Here is an 18,473-nt window from a genome sequence, read left to right as displayed (position 1 = left end):
ACCTATTTATTTTCATATTGCTGACAATAACGACTTAACTGAGCTATCACAGCGTTAAAACATAACTCTAACTCTTCAATTAAGTTGCTTTGGACACTTTTATTTTCTGCCAAAGTTTCAACTTCCTGACATATATCTGCAAGTCGTATCGTCGCCACTGATTTTGATGATGATTTTAAGCCATGGGCCTGAAATGCTATGCCAGTAAAGTCATCGCAGCTTGCATACTCACGTATCAACTTAACTTGCTCCCCTGCTGTTTGCAAAAATGCATTAAATACCATGCAATGTACTGCGGGATCATCTCCGAGCATTGCACGCAACACGGATAAGTCGAGTTGATCAAACGAATGAGTCTCTGTTTCAGGCTTTTGATTGGTTTTAACCTCAGAATTAACCACTGTTTTTGTGTGCTTAATTAAAAGTGATTTAAGTTTCACTAACTCAACAGGCTTAGTTAAAAAACCATTCATACCTACTTTATGGCAATCGTCTAAATTCTTTTTAACAATATTGGCTGTAATGGCAATAATGATCAAAGGTTCGAAACGACTATCTTTTCGTATTCTTGTCGTTAGCTCAAAACCATCTAAAAGAGGCATTTGGATATCCGTAAGTAAAACATCAAAGTGCTTGTTTTGTAATGTTTGCCAAGCCTGCTCTCCATTACTTACAAAAGTTGAGCGCACACCGAGTATTGTTAATTGCTGCTTTAATACTTGTTGATTGGTAACCTGATCCTCAGCAACTAATACATCTAAAATAGGCAAAGAGTTTGCTGAAAAGTTTTTTTCTTTGATTACGCAAGCATCTGAATTAGAAGAAAAACCAGCCTGTTCAAAAGTATTAAACGTCAAACTGAAGCACGATCCTTTATTTAATTCACTTTGTACTGATATTTTTCCTTGCATGCGCTCAACCAACTCCTTGGTAATGACCAGTCCAATACCTGTGCCATGGACCTTACTCGTTTCTGCACCTAATCGATCGAAAGGTTTAAACAATCGAGAAATATCATCATTTGCAAAGCCACACCCTGTGTCAGCAACGCTAATTTCACACTGCTGATTATTTAAAATTTTACAACTTATGTAAATCTCACCATTTTGTTTATTATATTTAATCGCATTAGAGAGTAAATTTAACATTACTTGTTTAAAGCGACGTTTATCAATATAAAAATTTAGTCCTTTAAGTAAATCGAACCCTTCAGTGTACAGAGTCATTGACTGTGCTTTTGCTAATTCACTTACAAGCTCCACAGAATCTTCGATAAGTGGTTTGATAGGCACATAATCAAAATTAAATTGCATATTTCCAGACTCGATAGCCGTTAAATCAAGCACATCATTAATCAATAATAGTAAGTGTTCACCAGCTCGGTAAATACTTTTGGCGTTACCTTTTTGTATATTATTAGCAAATTCGTCATATTCATATAACTGAGCGAAACCTAAAATAGCATTTAACGGAGTGCGTAATTCATGGCTCATACTTGCCATAAAATCAGACTTTGCTTTACTTGCCGATTCAGCCTCAATGCGCAGCCTATTCAATTTTTGATGATTACTTTGAACTTCAATAGCCATTTTATTAAATGCATTGATAACACTGCCAATTTCATTCTTTTGTTGCCTATCAACATGACAATTAAAATCGCCTTTTGCGAGCTTTGAAAAAGCAAATTCCAGTCTGCGCAAAGGCGTTGTGATTCGATAATCAACTAACCAAGCAAGTGCCATGAAAAAAATAACGAGTATGGTAAATTGACTGTATATTAGTGTGTAATGCAGCTTTGAGGATTCATTTATTTCGTTAGTGAAATTAGCGACTAAAATAATTTTTGCTAGAGGTTTATCTAAAAATAAAACCTGCTGACTTAGTACAACATCACTACGCTCAATTGTGCCCTGCCAAGTGTCCAATGGATACAATTGGTTTTTTGTTACCTCATCTATAACTTGGATTCCTTTCCAATTCGGTTGAATTTCTAGCTGGCTATCAATCTGCTCGTAAAGTTCGGCATATTGGCGAGTAAGCAAAGGAGTTGTTACTGAAGTAGACAGTTGTTGCAGTGACCGTTGTGCGGTTTTAGAAAGTCCTTCGTTAACCCAACGAGCTTGCTCTGGTAGTGCGTAAAAAATAAAAAGACAAACCAATAAAAAACCAAATGTTATTACAGCAACAAAGCTTTGTACTCGCAGACTACGCCACCAATTAATTCTCAACATAAAATGCGCTTAGCCCCCATTCAGTTAATTGTTGATACTCCGCTAAGGTCGCAATACTGGGCTCTATAATTGGGATCCCTGCAAATAAGTGTTTATGCTCATCACTTTCGCCTATATTTAAAAAAGCACGCTGTACCTTAAGCTGTATTTCACTTGCAACTCTCGGGTGAGCAACAATTGGATGGCGGCTAATTTCACGAGTTTTATAAATAACTTTGAGCTTTTGTTGTAAATTTTTAGGTTGCTGTTTTAATGTACCTAAAACTCCACCTCCCGCTTTAGTCGAGTTCAGTGCTACGTTTAAGTACACCGAAGAGTGTGTTTGTACATAAACGGGCTTAATTTTTAGTCCATACAGTAAAGCTAAATCGGCGCGCATTAACAATGAAGCACCTAGTGCATTTGGTGCAGGAAACGCAATTTCAGCTCCCTCTAACTGGCTTAAATTATCTATACCACTTTTTTTATTAACAACTAAAACACCTTGGAGTGATCGCCCTGCATCTTTTATTAAGGGTAAATAACCTTGTTTTTCATGTGCTACAACACTGTGCCAAGGGTTCATATAAGCAAAATCATATTCTCCATTAGCAAAAGCCTGTTCAAAAACAGGTATAGACTTAACCGTAATTAACTCAATTTTTACACCTGTTTGCTCACTCACTTGTTTGAGTAAAGGCTGCCAAATAGCATTCAATTTTTGCGATTCATACTGAGGTACAACACCAAAAGTATATTCTTGAGAAAACAACCATGAACTTTGCAATAAACATAACATAGCAACGACATACTTCATCAGCTCTCCTAATATGAGTGTGTTATTACTATTAGCTTAGTTAAAGACTGAGTAAGTCACCATAAAATTCTTATCTGTTCAGCATTTACCAGCTTTAATCAGAGGCGCTTTTACTTGATACCTCTGATGAATAAGAATGTCATGTAGATTGAGCAGGGTTTTGTAGGTACTTTTCAGACCTACTTTATTATTAAGCCAAGTAGGGATCATGCCTGCGGATAAAGCATAAACTTGATAAGCAATGCTTAAATTGTTGCCTTGCTGAGTTAATAACCACTTTGCATTTAAAGTTTTAATTCTGACCACATTTTTATAAAGTGGCAGCTCTTTTGGGCGCGCTTTAATAACTAGCTGGCTTTGATTTGGTGTTAATTGTGAATAACACGAATACGTGACTGCGTCTCTATTTGCAACAGGCCAAGGGGAGTCAAAATAGCTGTAAACGAGGTTTTCTGAGGGGCTCAGTATTTTAATAACACTAACTTTCGAGGCGTTCTCTATCCACTTTTGCGCCACTTGCGTATCACTAAGTAACGCTAAAAAATCCTCAGTGGTGACACCATTTACAACTAGCTCGCCTTTAACTTCAAACGTATCATCATCATGAATTTGATAATATACGCTTACCCCTTTCTCATTTTTGTACAAATGCCAAATCGGATTAGCATACGCATTAAAGGCTTGCATTAAAAAAAAGAAGCAAGTGCACTTTTGAATAAAGTTTGGCTTACAAAAGTGCCTTGTTATCATTTTTGCCAATACGGTTCTATATCAAATGACGCGAGTCGGCTTTGCTCCATCGCATTTACCAAATACTCAGATTTTTGCTCAAGCCACAACTGAATTTTAGCGAGTTGCTCATCTTCTTGCCCAGCACATAACTGCTTTAAATACTCCAATGTACTTAACTCATACATTCCATGGGAAATATCCAACCAAGGCAACCTAAATTCCAATCGCTCCTCTTTATCAAATAGAGCACCTAAGCAATTGCCACTTAGTAGGCTATTTTCAAGCTGTGTACGCAAGCTTAAATAATCAGTAATACTGAGAGTTTGCTCTTTTGGGAGCATATGATGCAAGTTTTTCCAATCTTTATTAAACAGACGATTAGCAATCGATGAAACTGGCTTTTCTGCAGCTTGAAGTTCAACCTGCCCCCAATCTTTACGCCAGTGCTTATCAATTAACCAAGTTGTTAACGATAATAGTAATCGATTATAGCGCGCACTATGAAACAGCGCATTGATATCATCAATACTGGGTTGAAGCTCTTTTAAGTCATTAATAACTTGTGCAAGTGCCGGCGCTGCATTTATTTTTCTATAAAAAGCATGGCGTTTAGAGGTATAGGTTTTAAGCTGAATTGCATTTTCAACCCATGCTAACTCACTTAATAGCCATTTAAGTTCAGTGCGAAGATGGTCTGTGCTTTCTTTAGATACAATATCGTCATACAACCAAAAAGTATGCCGAATTAAACTAATACCATCTGTTACTCTTTTCAGTGTTTTTAAACTTGGTTTATCGAAATAACATTGCTCATGTTTTTGTACAAACCGGATACCAAAATTCATTGCTGCAACTAATGCACTTTCTTGACTTGGTGAACTAGACAATTGCACAAAGCCAATGGATTTACTTGGTTTTAATGGTTTTTCATCAGCCAGACGATAGCCACGTGCCGCTTTAGAATATAAACCTAAACGAATACAGTTTTGACTCACCAACTTATCAGCTAAAGCAAAGAGTTCGTTGCGACTGCCTTCAACCAGCTCAATCTCAAGTTCGCTAATAATCTCTATTTTACCAGCCGCTGCAATTTCGCCTTTATCAAGTACGACTTCAATTTTGGCCCCTGTTTCAGTCTCTATTAACCAAGTACGGCGAATAAAGTTAGTACTGAAAATGGGGTATAAATTTTGTGAAATTGAATCAACTTGCATACCATGGGGCCAGATGTTGGCGTTAAATGCCATCAAATTAGGTCGATTTGATTCAAGTGGTAAATTATATTCAGGGCGTTGATGCAGCCCACCAACAACTTCACCTGCAAGTTTTATAGTTTGCTCACATTGGGTATCCGCACAACGCGTTCTAAACCCGATATCAAGCGCTCTAAGTTCACGGTTCGGTGTATCATAGTATGAGTTTTGCAAACTGCGTGAAGGCTTGTTTATAACCGTTTTTGCAAATTGAGTAATTAAAGAGGGGATCAGTGGAACTACGGCATCTGATACCAAAAACTTCAGTTCTATCTCAGTATCCATTTGGTCTGCGGATTACCTTTAAAATAAATAAGTGCTCAAAATAAACAAAGCGCATCCACAATGCAAATTTTTTAGTCTTATTTATGCCTAAAATCATGACTGGGTTACAATATCAGTCTTGCTATTAAGCGCTTAAATCCATACTATCTGGCTACTTATGTGAAATAAAAATCACGTTCATCATGGACGCAGTTAGATTAACAAGGTAGATAAATGCTAAAACACTGCTTATTAGGGCTACTTTTAACAGCCACCACATTTATGAGCCATGCAGAAGAAGCCCAAGCGGCAAATTCCACTGATGCAAAAACCGCTTATATCATCGATAATTTATATACTTTTATGCGCTCTGGAGCGAGTACAAATTATCGCCTTCTTGGCTCTGTAGATGCAGGAACAAAGTTAACTTTATTATCAGCTGAAGAAAATGGTTTTATCAAAATTAAAGACGATAAAGATCGCGAAGGCTGGATAGAAACCAAGTTTGTTACCCAAACTGCTGGTTTACATCAACAATACCAAACACTGAGTAGTGAAATGGGCACAATGCAAGAAAAGTTACGCCTAGCTCAAATAGAATTACCGCAGCTGCAAGAGCAGAATCAAAAATTAACAGATCAAAACCAACAACTTTCTGAGCAAATAACTAAATTAAAGAGCACACTGGAGATAGAGCGGACTCAAAAAGAAGCTGCCAGCTCTAAAGAAAAACGCCAGCTACTTACTTATGGTGGCGCAATTGCATTTTTAGGACTGTTTTTTGGTATTATTTTAACTATTGTGCTGTCGCGTCGTAAACGCTACGAAGGTTGGGCATAAACTCACAGCTGAATGTATACAAAAAAGCCGCTTTATAGCGGCTTTTTGTTCTCTGTATTTTCATGCAGTTCAAGCTTAGGTGCGCTCATACCTTTGAGTAATCGACCAAATATATCTGCGCCAGTAATAATACGCTTTTCATCACTCCACACTAATACAACGTCGTGATCAATGGCACCATCAAACGATTTATCAAGTGAATGGTTTGCTCTTATTTTTAAAATAACTTCACTCAAACGCATGGTTTCATCTGTAACAATGATTGGCCTGTGGCAATAGTGATATGGGTCAAAAGCCTCTGATTCAAACAATGCTGAACGTAAAAAGCCATCTGCATCAACCACCAATAACGGCCAACCATCTTCATTAGTAATGATCACCCAGTTATAACCTGATTTATGTAACTTACGTAAAAATTCGTTATCGGCAGTCAACGTAAGATCAGGAAATATCGGTAAATCTAGTTTTGTTGGCAATGCAATTATAGAATCAGGGCCAATCACCTCACCTTCTTTGGTTACACTGATCTCATCTAAACTAAAAAAGTTAAGTGCGCCAATCCCTTCCACATGCTGAACATCAGCCTCTTCAGCTTCAATGTGTTTACGAATAATGCCTCTTAATTCGCTTTCAGCAAAGTACGTAATACCTTCTTTTCCAAGCCATGCATCAAGCACCAAAGCAGTTGGTTTAGCTACAACGTAAAACAGTATCTGGTAAAATTTTATAAGTGGTGACAACATACTCGCCATTTTAAGCGCATTACGCGAAAAATAAGCTTGGGGCGTAATTTCACCAATGATAGTAATTGCGATAGTTGAGAACAAAAATGAGCTTGCCCCCATTAATACCGAATCAGAAAGCAAAGTAAGTAATACGTTTATACCTACGTTACCCCACAAAATAGTCGACAATAAAAAATTTGAATCATTACGCAGCGCCATTACTTTTATAGCGGCTTCGTTACCTTTCGTACTTTCCATTTCAAGTTGTAATCGGCTTAGCGAAAAAAACGCCAAATTCAAACCAGAAAACATTGCGGACTGTGAAATACACAGTCCAATTGCACACCAAATCATGACATCAAAAGTCATTGTATTTTCCTATTAAAAAAGCTTATAGCAACAACAAGCTGCCTAAACCTAAAAAGGTTACAAACCCTACAATATCAGTAACGGTTGTTAAAATTACCGACCCCGACAATGCTGGATCTATTTTCATTTTGTCTAAAATAGACGGAATAACAACACCCGCTAACGACGCTGCAACTAAGTTTAATAATATTGCGACTGTAATCGTAATACTTAGCATAATGTCGCTAAACCATAAATAAGTAAGTGCACCAATAACAAACGCCCACACCAACCCATTTACAGCCCCCACGCGCAGCTCTTTTTTAAGTAACGCTTTACGGTTGGAGTCGGTAACCTGACCCAGTGCCAAGCCGCGAACAATAACGGTCAATGTTTGACTTCCTGCAATCCCTCCCATAGAAGCCACTACTGGCATTAACACCGCTAACGCAACCACTTGCTCTATCGTTGCCCCAAATAATCCTATAAACCACGATGCTAAAAACGCCGTTGCTAGATTAATGCCTAACCAAACACCTCGGTTTTTAGCACTTTTTCGCACACTTGCGAACAAATCTTCGTCTTCTCTTAAACCACCCGCTTTAGCTGCCGCTTCATCGGTAATTTCTTGGCGCAATTCGTACGCTGAGGCAATCGTTAATCTGCCAAGTAACTTGTTATCTGCGTTTACGACTGGCATTGCCATTTTCTCTGAGTGAATAACGACTTCTGCCGCTTCATATAAATCATCATCTGCATGTAATGATGAGAAATCATGATTAGCCAAAGCTATTAAACTGTCAGTGTCACTCGCTTTTATCAAATCATTAACAGCAACCTCACCTATTAAGCTGCCTTTTCTACTGACTAAATAGATAACTTCACTGTATTGTGGCAAACCTTTATTCAACAGCTTTTTAGCCCCACCAGCGGTTAATTTCTCTGATACTTTTAAGAAATCAAACCCCAACCAATGACCTAGTTGTTCAGGTGGGTATTGCTGTGCTAATTCGTATTGTTTAATCTGCGCTTCGTCGAGTTGTTTTTTAGCATACTCAACAAAGCGTTCTGGAATAACTTCTTCTAGCTCAAGCAGCTCTTCTACATTAACTTCATCTAATAATTTAAATGCATCGTTATCATCTAACGTTTGCAGTAACCATAGACAGCTATCCTCACTTAAATTTACAAAAATTTCATGTTGCGTGTCTTCATCAAGCAATAGCCAAATTTCAAGGCGTTGCTCTTTTGGTATCGCCTCAAAGAGTAAAGATAAATGCTCAGTAGAGAGTGTTACCTGCGCATCAGCTAATAATTTATTTTTGCGTTCTGTTGTATCGCATTGAAGTAAATCATTTATTAGTTGTGGAAGTTGATCAACCGGATACTCAATCATTTTAAAACCTTAAAATTTAAAAATGCACGTTACTTACAGTTTATCCTGACAACAAAAATTTGCTGAGAAAACTTGAGTTTATTAAGCATGTACAGGCTATTTTTGCGCATTGTATGGGCAAAATAAAAACGGTACTAATGTTTATTTTAAAAAATTAAAAAAACAGTAAAAGGGATTATTTTTGAGGAGAGAGTCAACACAATAAGCAATCCAAATAGATTGCTTTTGCTACAAAAAAAGGCTCATATTAAAAACTAATATAGGCAAACAAGAATGAAATAGGTGCGTACATTTAAAGGCGGTCGGTAATGCTGCGTACAAGTTCAGAATCTAAGAATTGAGTTACCAAGGCAGCTCCCCAGGCATACGTCCGTTGAATTGGGTAACCTTTAAAAATCCAGCGTTTACGTACATGATTAAAATGCTCCAGATAATCTTGCTTAGCTTGGGGCATAGGGTGTTCAGCAAGTTTACTCCACGCCTTGTAGACACCCGACATATCTGAGCCTCGCATAAAGCGCTGTAGCCATCGAGGAAAACGAGCGAAGCTAATAGTTGACTGAAAGTCGATAAAATAAGGTTTACCGTCAGCACCACATAAAATATTACCCATATTACGTAAATCTAAATGCACTATCCCTTTGCGATGCATTTTTGCGACTTGACGCTCAAGCTCACTAAAAAAATCAACTGGAAGCTTTTTACCTTGATGAATTAAAGAACGAAGTGAGGTGCCCTCTATATAGTTATAAGCCACTGCAATCGGCGATAAACAGCAAAAACGATTTGCTACCGCGTCCAACTCAGATAATCGACTCAAACCTTTATATTCTTGGTTAACCGAAATACGTGCAAACGATTTACGAATAAACCAAGGACTTTGGCTAAAGTCTTTTATTATTAAATCAAATCCATCATCTTTATATCGATAAACAATAGCATTAGCAAAACGTCCTTTATGAACAACACTTAAACGATGTTGCACAAAAGTGTGCTCTGGAAATTGTTGCTGTAATTGCGCTAACAAATCATTTTCAATCATAACAAACCTCACAAGATAATAACCTTGATTGCCTAGGCAACTATATTATCAAAGTTCGATTTTACCTACAACGGAATCACATGTTTAGGGTCTTGATTTTCTATTGAAACAGTATCGCTATTTTATTGATAATCTATTTTTTAGAGGCTGTTTGAGGCAGTGATTCTAGGTTATTTATTGCTTTGAACAGCAAATCCATTAACTGTTTTTTTTCAGATTCTAAAAAACCAGTTAATGCCTGAGTATAGACTTCGTTTACTACTGGCATTATTTCTGGGTAAAGTACTTTTCCTTTTTCACTTAAACATAAAATGGTTGAGCGTTTATCAAACTCACATTGTGTTTTAGCTATTAAGTCTTTTTCTTCAAGACGGCTTAATAGTCGACTCATTGCACCTCGGTCATAAACCATATGCTCACAAAGCCCAGCAAGCGTATTAACAGACTCTTTAGCTAGCAACACAACAACTATGTACTGCGCCGAAGTTAAATCCATAGGAAGTAATTTGGTATCAATATGCGTAACCAGCGTTGAGCGTAAAAAAGATACCAAACGTCCTAGGTCTTTTTCAGGGACCAATTCATCGCGAGTACAGCGTTTAATTGATGTCATACTTTGCATTAAAATCCACTCAATTTAGTCTATTTACGATCTACTTTAAAAAATTGTAAAACTTACCAATAAGGTTAAGCCGCAGTTAGCGGCTTTAATAACGGTAAATACATAAGTACTAAATTTTAAACTGCCCAACTAATTGCCCTAAACTTTCACCTCTTCCGGCTAAGTGTTCACTAACTGATGACGTTGTTTTACTCGACACTGTAAGCTCATTAACTATTTCTTGGATAGCATATACATTGCGATTTATTTCTTCTGTTACACTACTTTGTTCCGTAGCGGCTGTCGCAATTTGCGTACTCATATCGTTAATTGATGTCACTGAATTGGTAACCGATCCTAAACTATCGGATATAGCTCGTGATGACTCAACTGAACGATTACAGCTTTGTTGGCTTGCTTGCATTGCACCTACCGCTGAGGACACTAGATTATGTAGTTCACTCAGCATTTCATTAATTTCTAGTGTGCTCACTTGCGTACGACTCGCCAAGCTTCTTACTTCATCTGCAACAACAGCAAACCCTCTACCATATTCACCAGCACGAGCGGCCTCTATTGCGGCATTAAGTGCTAATAGGTTTGTCTGTTCTGCAATACCGCCGATAACACTCAGCACACTATTAATTTTTTTAGACTGCTCGCTCAGTGAATCAACCTGTTCAGCAGCGACGTTTATTTCATCCATTAATTTTGATACTTCGCTGAGTGAAATATCAACACACTCTTGTGCTTTAGCAACTTCCTGTGTTGCAGCCTGAGTTGATACAGCAACTTGCGTAGTATTTTGTGCAACTTCATGTGATGTGGCAGACATTTCAGTAATGGCGGTCGCAACTAACTCTGTTTCATGATTATGATTGAGTAGCTTGCCCTCAATTAGTCGTGTTTGTTTATTTATATCACTGGATGCTGATTTCACATCATGTGTAACATCAACCACATTCGCAATAATACCGTGTAGCTTACTGACAAAAACATTAAATGCTTCACCTAATTGACCAATTTCATCATTCGTGTCTATCTCTAGGCGCTTAGTTAAGTCACCTTCACCTTTTGCTATGTCGTCAAGGCTCTGCACCATTCTTTGAATTGGCTTAACCATGGTATTCGCCGCAACCAATGCACATGCAATCGTTAAAACAACCCAAAATAAAGCAATTAGCAATAAGGTAATTACTTTATCATTCATATGCTCTTGCATCGTTACTTCGTATTTAATTAGCTCTGCTTCTATATCATCCATATATGCGCCAGTGCCAACCATCCAATTAGTTCCTGGGATCATGGCAGCATAGCCCATTTTCTCTACTAGGCCTGTCGTATTAGGTTTTTGAAAGTGGTAGTTAAATGCGCCACCACCTTTTTGAGCCTGTTCGAGTAACCCGACTATAATTTTTTTACCATTGGGGTCTGTCATCCCTATTTTATTTTGCCCTTCAATGGCATCACCTAATAACGCATGAAAAACACTAACACCGTTTGTATCGTAGATGAAAAAGTAACCCCCTTGACCAAAGGTTAAGTTTCTAAGCGCATTTTTAGCATCTTGGGCAGAGCCAGTATCTAATTGGTGACGAACAATTTTGCTCGCAATTTCGATTTCTGTACTTAATAAGTTCTGTTTATCTTTGATCAATTTAGTCTTAAATGAATCAAAATTTTGCTGCTGATTTTTAGACTCTAAATAATAAGAACTCAGCATTAAGCTAGTTAAAAGTAACATCAGTGGCAAAATAGCTAATAACAACAATTTGTTTTTTAAGCTTAAATTACTCATTATTTCTCCAAATCTAAGGCAGTAAATTTAAACAGCAACAACATAAAATAACAAAAGATACTTTTTATTTTATGCTCACTGATAAAGGTAAATTAGTTTATTTACATACCACTTAATATTTACGAAGCGTGTAAATATTAAAGGTAAATGTCGAGGTAAGAGCCAAACCAACCTTGGCGATTTTGTCCATATTATAGTTGTAAGGCATACATTTTAATACTTAAAACATTGCGACCTTAGTAGTAAGCAAAATAATGAACCTAACCAATTACTCCCACCAATAAGTAAAACAACGAAAAACAAAGATGAAACTTAGGAACAATCATGTAGTTTTTTTATTTTTATTAACATATAATCACCCTATCTTACTAATACGAATTACCTAGCATAAAATCGGAACGCACGTCATTTCTTATCTCTGCTTAATCCCAACCAAAATGAATCATCAATGAAGTACATTCTATATTTTACGCTTTTAATTTCTGCTCATGTATTCGCCAAGCCAATAAACAACAGCACTGCTTTTTATTATTCAGCACCGATGCCTCTTGCTGAAATGACATTTTATTCTCGTGTGGTAGTGCAACCAGAATTAATCACAGAGCATGAGCTTAATTGGCTTACGCAGCGTAACATTGCTGTTTATGCTTATCTTAGTGTGGGTGAGTCATTCGAAAAAAACACGTCATCACTTGTTGTTAATCCCAATTGGAATAGTCATATTTCCGATTTAACTTCTACGTATTGGCATAAACGCATAAAAAACAGCGCTAATGATTTAAAAGACCGTGGTTTCACTGGCTTATTCTTAGATACACTAGATAGCTATCAGCTATTAGATACAACAAGCAATAAAGCAGACCAACAAGCTGGGCTAATTTCAATTATTGAGGACCTCTCAAGCTCATTTGATAAACATTTAATACTCAATCGTGGGTTTGAACTACTTCCCAAGTTAAAAGGGTTCGCAACTGATTTAGTAGCGGAGGGGTTATATAGCCATTACAATCCTCTTGATAATAGCTACAAACTCACTGCCGAAAGTGATCAAATATGGCTAATTGCACAATTAAATACAGCAAAAAACTTGGGCTTTAATGTACAAGTGATTGATTATGCAAAGCCCAAAAATCGCCTTGCTATGGCTCAAAAAATAATAAAAAACGGTTATGCACCTTGGATAACTGACGGACACCTACAAACATGGGGAACGTCAAATATCACACCAATAGCTAGGCGTATTCTAATTCCTTACAATAGTGATATTAAGCCACTTATCTATACTACGGTGCACTTAAAACTTGCAACCATGATTGAGTATTTGGGGTATATCCCTGATTACATTGATGTAGCAAAAAGAGCGCTTCCTCTCATAGATCCAAGTTTACATGCTGGCGTTATTTCGTGGACTACCAGTGATGCTTTTTATACCCCGGCGATAACTAATTGGCTAGAAACAAATTTAGGCGCTGTCCCTTTGTTAGTTATGGGAGAATTACCGCTTTCGACTACACTACTAATCAAACTAGGTGTAGAAGCACTCAATGTATTACCTCCTGCTCCTTATGAATTAAATTACTTTGCCCCATGGTTCAAAGGTGAAGCCGCGACACCACCACCAATAGTAAAACCATATTTACTGAAACTAGCGCCAAATGCCACTGCGCTTATTAATATAAAAGCGGCTGATGGCAGCATTGTTGTGCAAAGTGCAAAAACAAAATATGGTGCTGTGGTGGTTGCCCCTTGGCTAATTGATACTTTTCCGATGGAAGGTAGTAAGTGGGTTATCGACCCTCGTACATTGCTGACAAAGGCGATGGAGCTCCCGCCTATCTTAGTCCCCGATACAACAACTGAAAGTGGTAGGCGCATGCTTACTCTACATATTGATGGTGATGGTTTTTCAAGTATTGCAAATTTTACAGGTAGACCTTATTCGGCAGAAGTGATCCGCGATGAAATAATTAAACGCTATAAACTCCCTTTAACATCATCAATTATTCAAGCAGATATTGAAGCTACTGGACTTCACTCAAAAGCGAGTCCTAAATTAGAACGTATTGCGCGCAGTATTTTCGATTTACCCTATGTTGAAATTGCATCTCATACTTATAGTCACCCTTATTTTTGGACCGCACTCTCTGGTCGGAAAAAAATAGATGAGGATGACACCGACTATGGTTTTCATCTTGATGTGCCAGGATACGACACTATAAGTTTAAAAAAAGAAATTACGGGCTCTATAAAATACATTGACGAAAAGCTGGCACCAAAAAATAAAAAAACAGTATTAATGCTGTGGTCTGGTGACGCAACACCTGGGCCAAAAGCACTTGAACTTGCCCGTGACGCGGGTGTATTAAACATTAATGGCGGCAACACCGATGCAAATGCCGATAACCCTAGCCTGTCTCATATATCGCCAATTGGGCGACCTGAGCGCGACCTGTTATATCAAATTTATGCTCCTATCTTGAATGAAAATGTATTCACTAATTTATGGCACGGGCCTTATTATGGGTTTAAACGTTTAACCGAAACATTTGAAATAACAGAAAAACCATACAGATTAAAGCCTTACACTATTTATTATCACTTTTATTCGGGGGAAATACCTGCTGGTCTCGATGCCTTAAAACACAATATAGACTATGTTTTAGCACGGCCAAATACACCTGTACATTTGAGTCATTTTGCAAAAATTGCAAAAGATTTTTATTTCTCTGCATTAGCAAAAAATAATGACGATGAATGGCTATTTAGCTCAAAATATATTCGTACTTTACGAATACCTAGCGATTTTGATATACCAAATATAGCCCAAAGTGAAGGGGTATCTGGTGTAACTCAAAAAGGCGACTACGTACATATTATCAATAATATTGCCCGCCTTAGCTTTGATCACAGCCAAAATAATAGTAAGCCTTATTTAGCTTCTGCTAATGTGGTTATCGATAATTGGCAGGTAAATGGCGCAGTAAGCTTTAAAGCTTGGGTGCCCGCTTCACTTGATTTAATGAATGGACGTAAATGTCAATTTACATCTCATTTGGGAGAGCACTTTAAAGGTATCACTCACGGTAAATTAACGCATTTCAAAATACCTATGGGTGACTTTTATGGCTACCTTAACTGTGCTGGGACTGCCCCATAATGAATTCTAATAAACGCCCTCAGTTAGTATCTATAAAAACAATATTAACGATATTAGCCGTAAGTTGCTTTGCACTTTATGCGTTATTTCCGCATACCTTATTTTTTGAAGATGATACGCTTTCACAAGATTATACTTTTGAAACATCGTACCTAAATGCAGCGCTTAATACTGACCCTGACAATGAAAAACTACGCGCTAAGCTAATTGAGCTACACATAGAGCTAAGCGAATACGCACAAGCGAAAATTGAGCTTGCAAAGTTACCTAAAAGTGAGCGCAAAGCGACACTTGAAATCAAACTACTTTACTCATTATGGTTAGCAAGTGGTGCAAATATAGATGATAGATTTGAAGAGTTATCTTTAAAAATAAAGGCCCATAAAAATTGGAATGAACAAGTGCTGAGCATAGCTAAAGCGCTTGGCTTAAATGTAAGTGTTGCACAGTACTACCAGCTAAAAAACAAGCCATTACTCGCCGCTGATTACTGGTTAAGTGCAGGCGAACCAGTTAAAGCATTAGTCATTTATAAAGCAGGTATACACGCAAATATAGCTGAAAAAGCAATTGAAACAGCGCTTGGCGCAAATGACCCTGTGCAAGCCTATATGTGGTGGAAAAAGTATGGCGACCAAGCTAACACTGAACGTACTCTTTATTTAGCTGACTTAGCCGGCAATACAGAAGATGCTGCAGATGCGGTAGAAGCTCTACTAAAAGCTACCCCTAATAATACACACTATTTAACTAAGGCAATGTATTTACGCTTAGCCAATGGTAATGCAAAAGGTGCCGAACAATTACTCGAAAAATTGCTAATAAAAAGTCCAAATAACAAAGAACTCCATTTACTAAATTGGAAAGTAAAACGTTGGCAAAATAAACCCAGCGAAGCACTTAATGAATTTAAGTGGTTAATGGCAAATCATGCAGTAACACCAGCCATGCTCAGTGATAGCATAAACGATGCAACCTCTCTTTATTTGTATCAAGATGCAAATGATATTTACGAATACAAAGCGCAAAATAGGCAGTTAAAAGGCAATGGTTTTGCTAAATGGATGCAAACCAATGAGTTCATCGGCAATGCAAAAAAAGAGCTAAATCATATTGAACGATTTGAACAAATTAGTGGTAAAAGTGTGTTATCACAATACTGGAAAGCTAAAGTACTGCACGATACTGGTAACTTAAAAGGCTTAAGGTCACTATGGCCAACATACCAAGGTCCAAAAAATGAAGAAGATCTATTATGGCTTGCCCGATCATTTTGGCTTATCGATGATTTTTCAACCGCACTTACCATTTTAAAGCAAAAACAACAAAGTACAGACACTGAATTTTGGACTGCACGCGTTGATATGGCATTGCGAGTTCAAAATAAAAAAGAAGAGCTTTATGCGTTCGAACAATTAATGACCATTAGTGAGCTCAGTGTAGGTGATATGTTGCACTATCAACAACTGCGCTTTGAGAATAATCCTCAAGGCCTTCTCGATTACCTATGGCAGCAACCATCGCTTACAATTAGACAATTAATCCAAGTTGCATTATTGAGTTCACACGTTGATGATGAAGAATCGATAAAACGTATCCACCAAGAACTCGAAAAGCAGCGCTATAATAAAGCACTTTATCCTGCTTGGTTAATACTCTCAAACTGGTATCAAAACAAAAGCGATTTCAATTCAGCCTATACCACTTTAAACCGCGCAGCAAAACTAAGTGAGTACAATCCAGACGTGGTGCTTGCACAAGGTTGGTTAGCACTGCAAATGCACGATACAGTAATGATAAAACGTATTATAGATAATCATTCAGAAGATGAGACTACTCACGGCTGGACGCAACTGTTAGCTAGCTTATCGATTCATGAAAAATCATATAATAGCGCTTACTTTTACTTGCGAAAGTTAGCGCTGGCTGATCCAAACGACTTAACAACCCTGGTTAACTTAGCTGATGTAATGAAACAGCTTGGTTATTACGCAAATGCCACCGAACTTAATCATTATTTATTACAACATTTACCTAAAGATAAATACGCCTACCGAGGCTTAATGTACCGCTGGGCAGGTGCGATGGCTATTCCACATTTAATGCAACTTAATTCAATGGATGAACTAGCACCCGAGACAATTGGCGAGCCTCAAACAAACTGGTGGTTAGCACGACGAGCAGCACAAAAGTTAGCTCCTTGGCAAAAACTACAACTTTACATGACTAATGGCGAGTTTAATAAAATTAAACAGCTCATAACGCAAAATGCACTAACCGAGGAAGATAAGTTAAATGCACTTCTCTACCTCAGACAACCCTACGCAACAATGCAGCGTTGGTACGAAGAACTAACAACTGAGCCGAGCGAATCACAATTAAGTTTAGTTCGTAATGCCCGAGGCTCATACTTTAGAGCACTTGAAATTAATTTATCGCCTGAGGCCGGATTAAACAGTAGCCAATACGATGTAAATGTTTATTTTCCTTATGCCAATGGCCAGTGGAAACTAAGCCTAAGTAATCAGAAAAACTTTAATAATAATGGATTACTGTTTGCTGTAGAAAATAAAATGACATGGGGTCGCTGGTATTTCGATGCAAAAATTGATTCCCACCAAGGTCGTTTAGCAAATCGTCAGGGTATTAGCTTAGATTCTCGCTATCAATGGGATTCTCGTACACAAGTTGGTTTAAAGCTTGAACACAATGTTGAAAATCGCCAGTCAGAGGCCTTACTTAGTTTTGCGCAACTTAACAAAGCTACGGCCTATGTAAACTATAATATTGATGGTCGACAAAACATGCAATTATCGGCCGCTATAATGTCTTTTTTACGACGAGATAGTGGAAGTTCACTCATCAACGGGCAAGAGTATAACGCCCGATACCAATACCGTATTTTAAAAGATAGGCCAATTTGGACTGCTTATTTTAGCGCGCAATGGCAAGATTTTGAACAAGTGAACACGCTTATAAATACAGGTAACGATGCCCCATTAAATATAGAACTTCAGCCATTTAGACGCTTTGCGCTCGGTACCTCATTTTCCTCAACCAGCTCACTAGAACCGCCCTATTTAGGTACTAGCCCATCATGGCTATTTGATATAAGCACCGGTTACCAAACTATCAACGATGATATTGATGTGTCTGTTTCAAGTGGCGCTGGTTGGTCTATTTTAGGTGATGATTTATTTAAATTACAGCTGGGTTACCAAAGTAGTAATAAGGTTGGTAATTCAGATACACAGTTACAATTAGGATATTACGTACATTTTTAATGTTAG

At 37.7% G+C, this 18,473-nt stretch carries 12 protein-coding genes; 3 read left to right on the top strand and 9 right to left on the bottom strand.

The annotated features are described in order from the left end of the window. Positions 1-2: 2 nt before the first annotated feature. The 4 genes from DC53_RS13560 to DC53_RS13575 form a co-directional block, all read right to left on the bottom strand. Positions 3-2,231 (bottom strand): ATP-binding protein, encoded by a 2,229-nt coding sequence (locus DC53_RS13560; protein WP_033028962.1) that lies wholly within the window; start codon positions 2,229-2,231, stop codon positions 3-5. Next, entirely contained in the window at positions 2,218-3,027 is an 810-nt protein-coding gene (locus DC53_RS13565) for a phosphate/phosphite/phosphonate ABC transporter substrate-binding protein (protein ID WP_007376105.1), read from the bottom strand. The genes DC53_RS13560 and DC53_RS13565 overlap by 14 nt, the downstream gene beginning before the upstream one ends. Before the next feature lie 78 nt (positions 3,028-3,105). After that, a complete protein-coding gene (locus DC53_RS13570) occupies positions 3,106-3,777 on the bottom strand; it encodes an START domain-containing protein (protein ID WP_081824550.1) in 672 nt (223 codons plus the stop codon). After that, positions 3,774-5,297: a CYTH and CHAD domain-containing protein gene (locus DC53_RS13575; RefSeq protein WP_008134563.1), complete on the bottom strand. Its 1,524-nt coding sequence runs from the start codon at positions 5,295-5,297 to the stop codon at positions 3,774-3,776. The genes DC53_RS13570 and DC53_RS13575 overlap by 4 nt, the downstream gene beginning before the upstream one ends. A gap of 213 nt (positions 5,298-5,510) precedes the next feature. On the opposite strand from DC53_RS13575, the gene DC53_RS13580 reads away from it, so the two are divergent. Continuing rightward, positions 5,511-6,116 carry a TIGR04211 family SH3 domain-containing protein gene (locus tag DC53_RS13580; RefSeq protein WP_008134564.1) on the top strand — a complete coding sequence of 202 codons (606 nt, stop codon included), beginning with the start codon at positions 5,511-5,513 and terminating at the stop codon, positions 6,114-6,116. A gap of 32 nt (positions 6,117-6,148) precedes the next feature. On the opposite strand, the gene DC53_RS13585 is transcribed toward DC53_RS13580, so the two are convergent. The 5 genes from DC53_RS13585 to DC53_RS13605 form a co-directional block, all read right to left on the bottom strand. Next, positions 6,149-7,210 (bottom strand): DUF21 domain-containing protein, encoded by a 1,062-nt coding sequence (locus DC53_RS13585; protein ID WP_033028961.1) that lies wholly within the window; start codon positions 7,208-7,210, stop codon positions 6,149-6,151. A gap of 22 nt (positions 7,211-7,232) precedes the next feature. Then, a complete protein-coding gene (locus DC53_RS13590) occupies positions 7,233-8,585 on the bottom strand; it encodes a magnesium transporter (RefSeq protein ID WP_033028960.1) in 1,353 nt (450 codons plus the stop codon). Positions 8,586-8,877: 292 nt separating this feature from the next. After that, entirely contained in the window at positions 8,878-9,627 is a 750-nt protein-coding gene (locus DC53_RS13595; protein WP_033028959.1) for an RIO1 family regulatory kinase/ATPase domain-containing protein, read from the bottom strand. Positions 9,628-9,760: 133 nt separating this feature from the next. Beyond that, complete coding sequence (locus tag DC53_RS13600; protein ID WP_045984473.1) at positions 9,761-10,249, bottom strand: MarR family winged helix-turn-helix transcriptional regulator; 489 nt, start codon at positions 10,247-10,249, stop codon at positions 9,761-9,763. A gap of 109 nt (positions 10,250-10,358) precedes the next feature. Next, positions 10,359-12,026 (bottom strand): methyl-accepting chemotaxis protein, encoded by a 1,668-nt coding sequence (locus tag DC53_RS13605; protein ID WP_007376096.1) that lies wholly within the window; start codon positions 12,024-12,026, stop codon positions 10,359-10,361. 448 nt (positions 12,027-12,474) lie between these two features. Here DC53_RS13605 and DC53_RS13610 point away from each other — a divergent pair, with 448 nt between their 5' ends. Both DC53_RS13610 and DC53_RS13615 read left to right on the top strand, forming a co-directional pair. Beyond that, the gene (locus tag DC53_RS13610) at positions 12,475-15,183 is read left to right on the top strand and encodes a bifunctional glycoside hydrolase/polysaccharide deacetylase family protein (protein WP_008134572.1); all 2,709 of its coding nucleotides are present in this window, start codon (positions 12,475-12,477) and stop codon (positions 15,181-15,183) included. Further along, positions 15,183-18,467: a tetratricopeptide repeat protein gene (locus tag DC53_RS13615; protein WP_033028958.1), complete on the top strand. Its 3,285-nt coding sequence runs from the start codon at positions 15,183-15,185 to the stop codon at positions 18,465-18,467. Before DC53_RS13610 ends, DC53_RS13615 begins: the two co-directional genes overlap by 1 nt. Positions 18,468-18,473 lie beyond the last annotated feature (6 nt).

Origin of the sequence: Pseudoalteromonas fuliginea (assembly GCF_000690055.1) — a bacterium.
GTDB lineage: Bacteria > Pseudomonadota > Gammaproteobacteria > Enterobacterales > Alteromonadaceae > Pseudoalteromonas > Pseudoalteromonas fuliginea.
This window is presented reverse-complemented; position numbering and strand designations above follow the sequence as displayed.

What these genes read in the sequence shown, in the direction of transcription:
- DC53_RS13580 (WP_008134564.1), top strand. Translation starts at nt 5,511, where the DNA reads ATGCTAAAACACTGCTTATTAGGGCTACTTTTAACAGCCACCACATTT.
- DC53_RS13615 (WP_033028958.1), top strand. Translation starts at nt 15,183, where the DNA reads ATGAATTCTAATAAACGCCCTCAGTTAGTATCTATAAAAACAATATTA.
- DC53_RS13585 (WP_033028961.1), bottom strand. Translation starts at nt 7,210, where the DNA reads ATGACTTTTGATGTCATGATTTGGTGTGCAATTGGACTGTGTATTTCA.
- DC53_RS13595 (WP_033028959.1), bottom strand. Translation starts at nt 9,627, where the DNA reads ATGATTGAAAATGATTTGTTAGCGCAATTACAGCAACAATTTCCAGAG.
- DC53_RS13605 (WP_007376096.1), bottom strand. Translation starts at nt 12,026, where the DNA reads ATGAGTAATTTAAGCTTAAAAAACAAATTGTTGTTATTAGCTATTTTG.
- DC53_RS13590 (WP_033028960.1), bottom strand. Translation starts at nt 8,585, where the DNA reads ATGATTGAGTATCCGGTTGATCAACTTCCACAACTAATAAATGATTTA.
- DC53_RS13600 (WP_045984473.1), bottom strand. Translation starts at nt 10,249, where the DNA reads ATGCAAAGTATGACATCAATTAAACGCTGTACTCGCGATGAATTGGTC.
- DC53_RS13610 (WP_008134572.1), top strand. Translation starts at nt 12,475, where the DNA reads ATGAAGTACATTCTATATTTTACGCTTTTAATTTCTGCTCATGTATTC.
- DC53_RS13570 (WP_081824550.1), bottom strand. Translation starts at nt 3,777, where the DNA reads ATGATAACAAGGCACTTTTGTAAGCCAAACTTTATTCAAAAGTGCACT.
- DC53_RS13560 (WP_033028962.1), bottom strand. Translation starts at nt 2,231, where the DNA reads ATGTTGAGAATTAATTGGTGGCGTAGTCTGCGAGTACAAAGCTTTGTT.
- DC53_RS13565 (WP_007376105.1), bottom strand. Translation starts at nt 3,027, where the DNA reads ATGAAGTATGTCGTTGCTATGTTATGTTTATTGCAAAGTTCATGGTTG.
- DC53_RS13575 (WP_008134563.1), bottom strand. Translation starts at nt 5,297, where the DNA reads ATGGATACTGAGATAGAACTGAAGTTTTTGGTATCAGATGCCGTAGTT.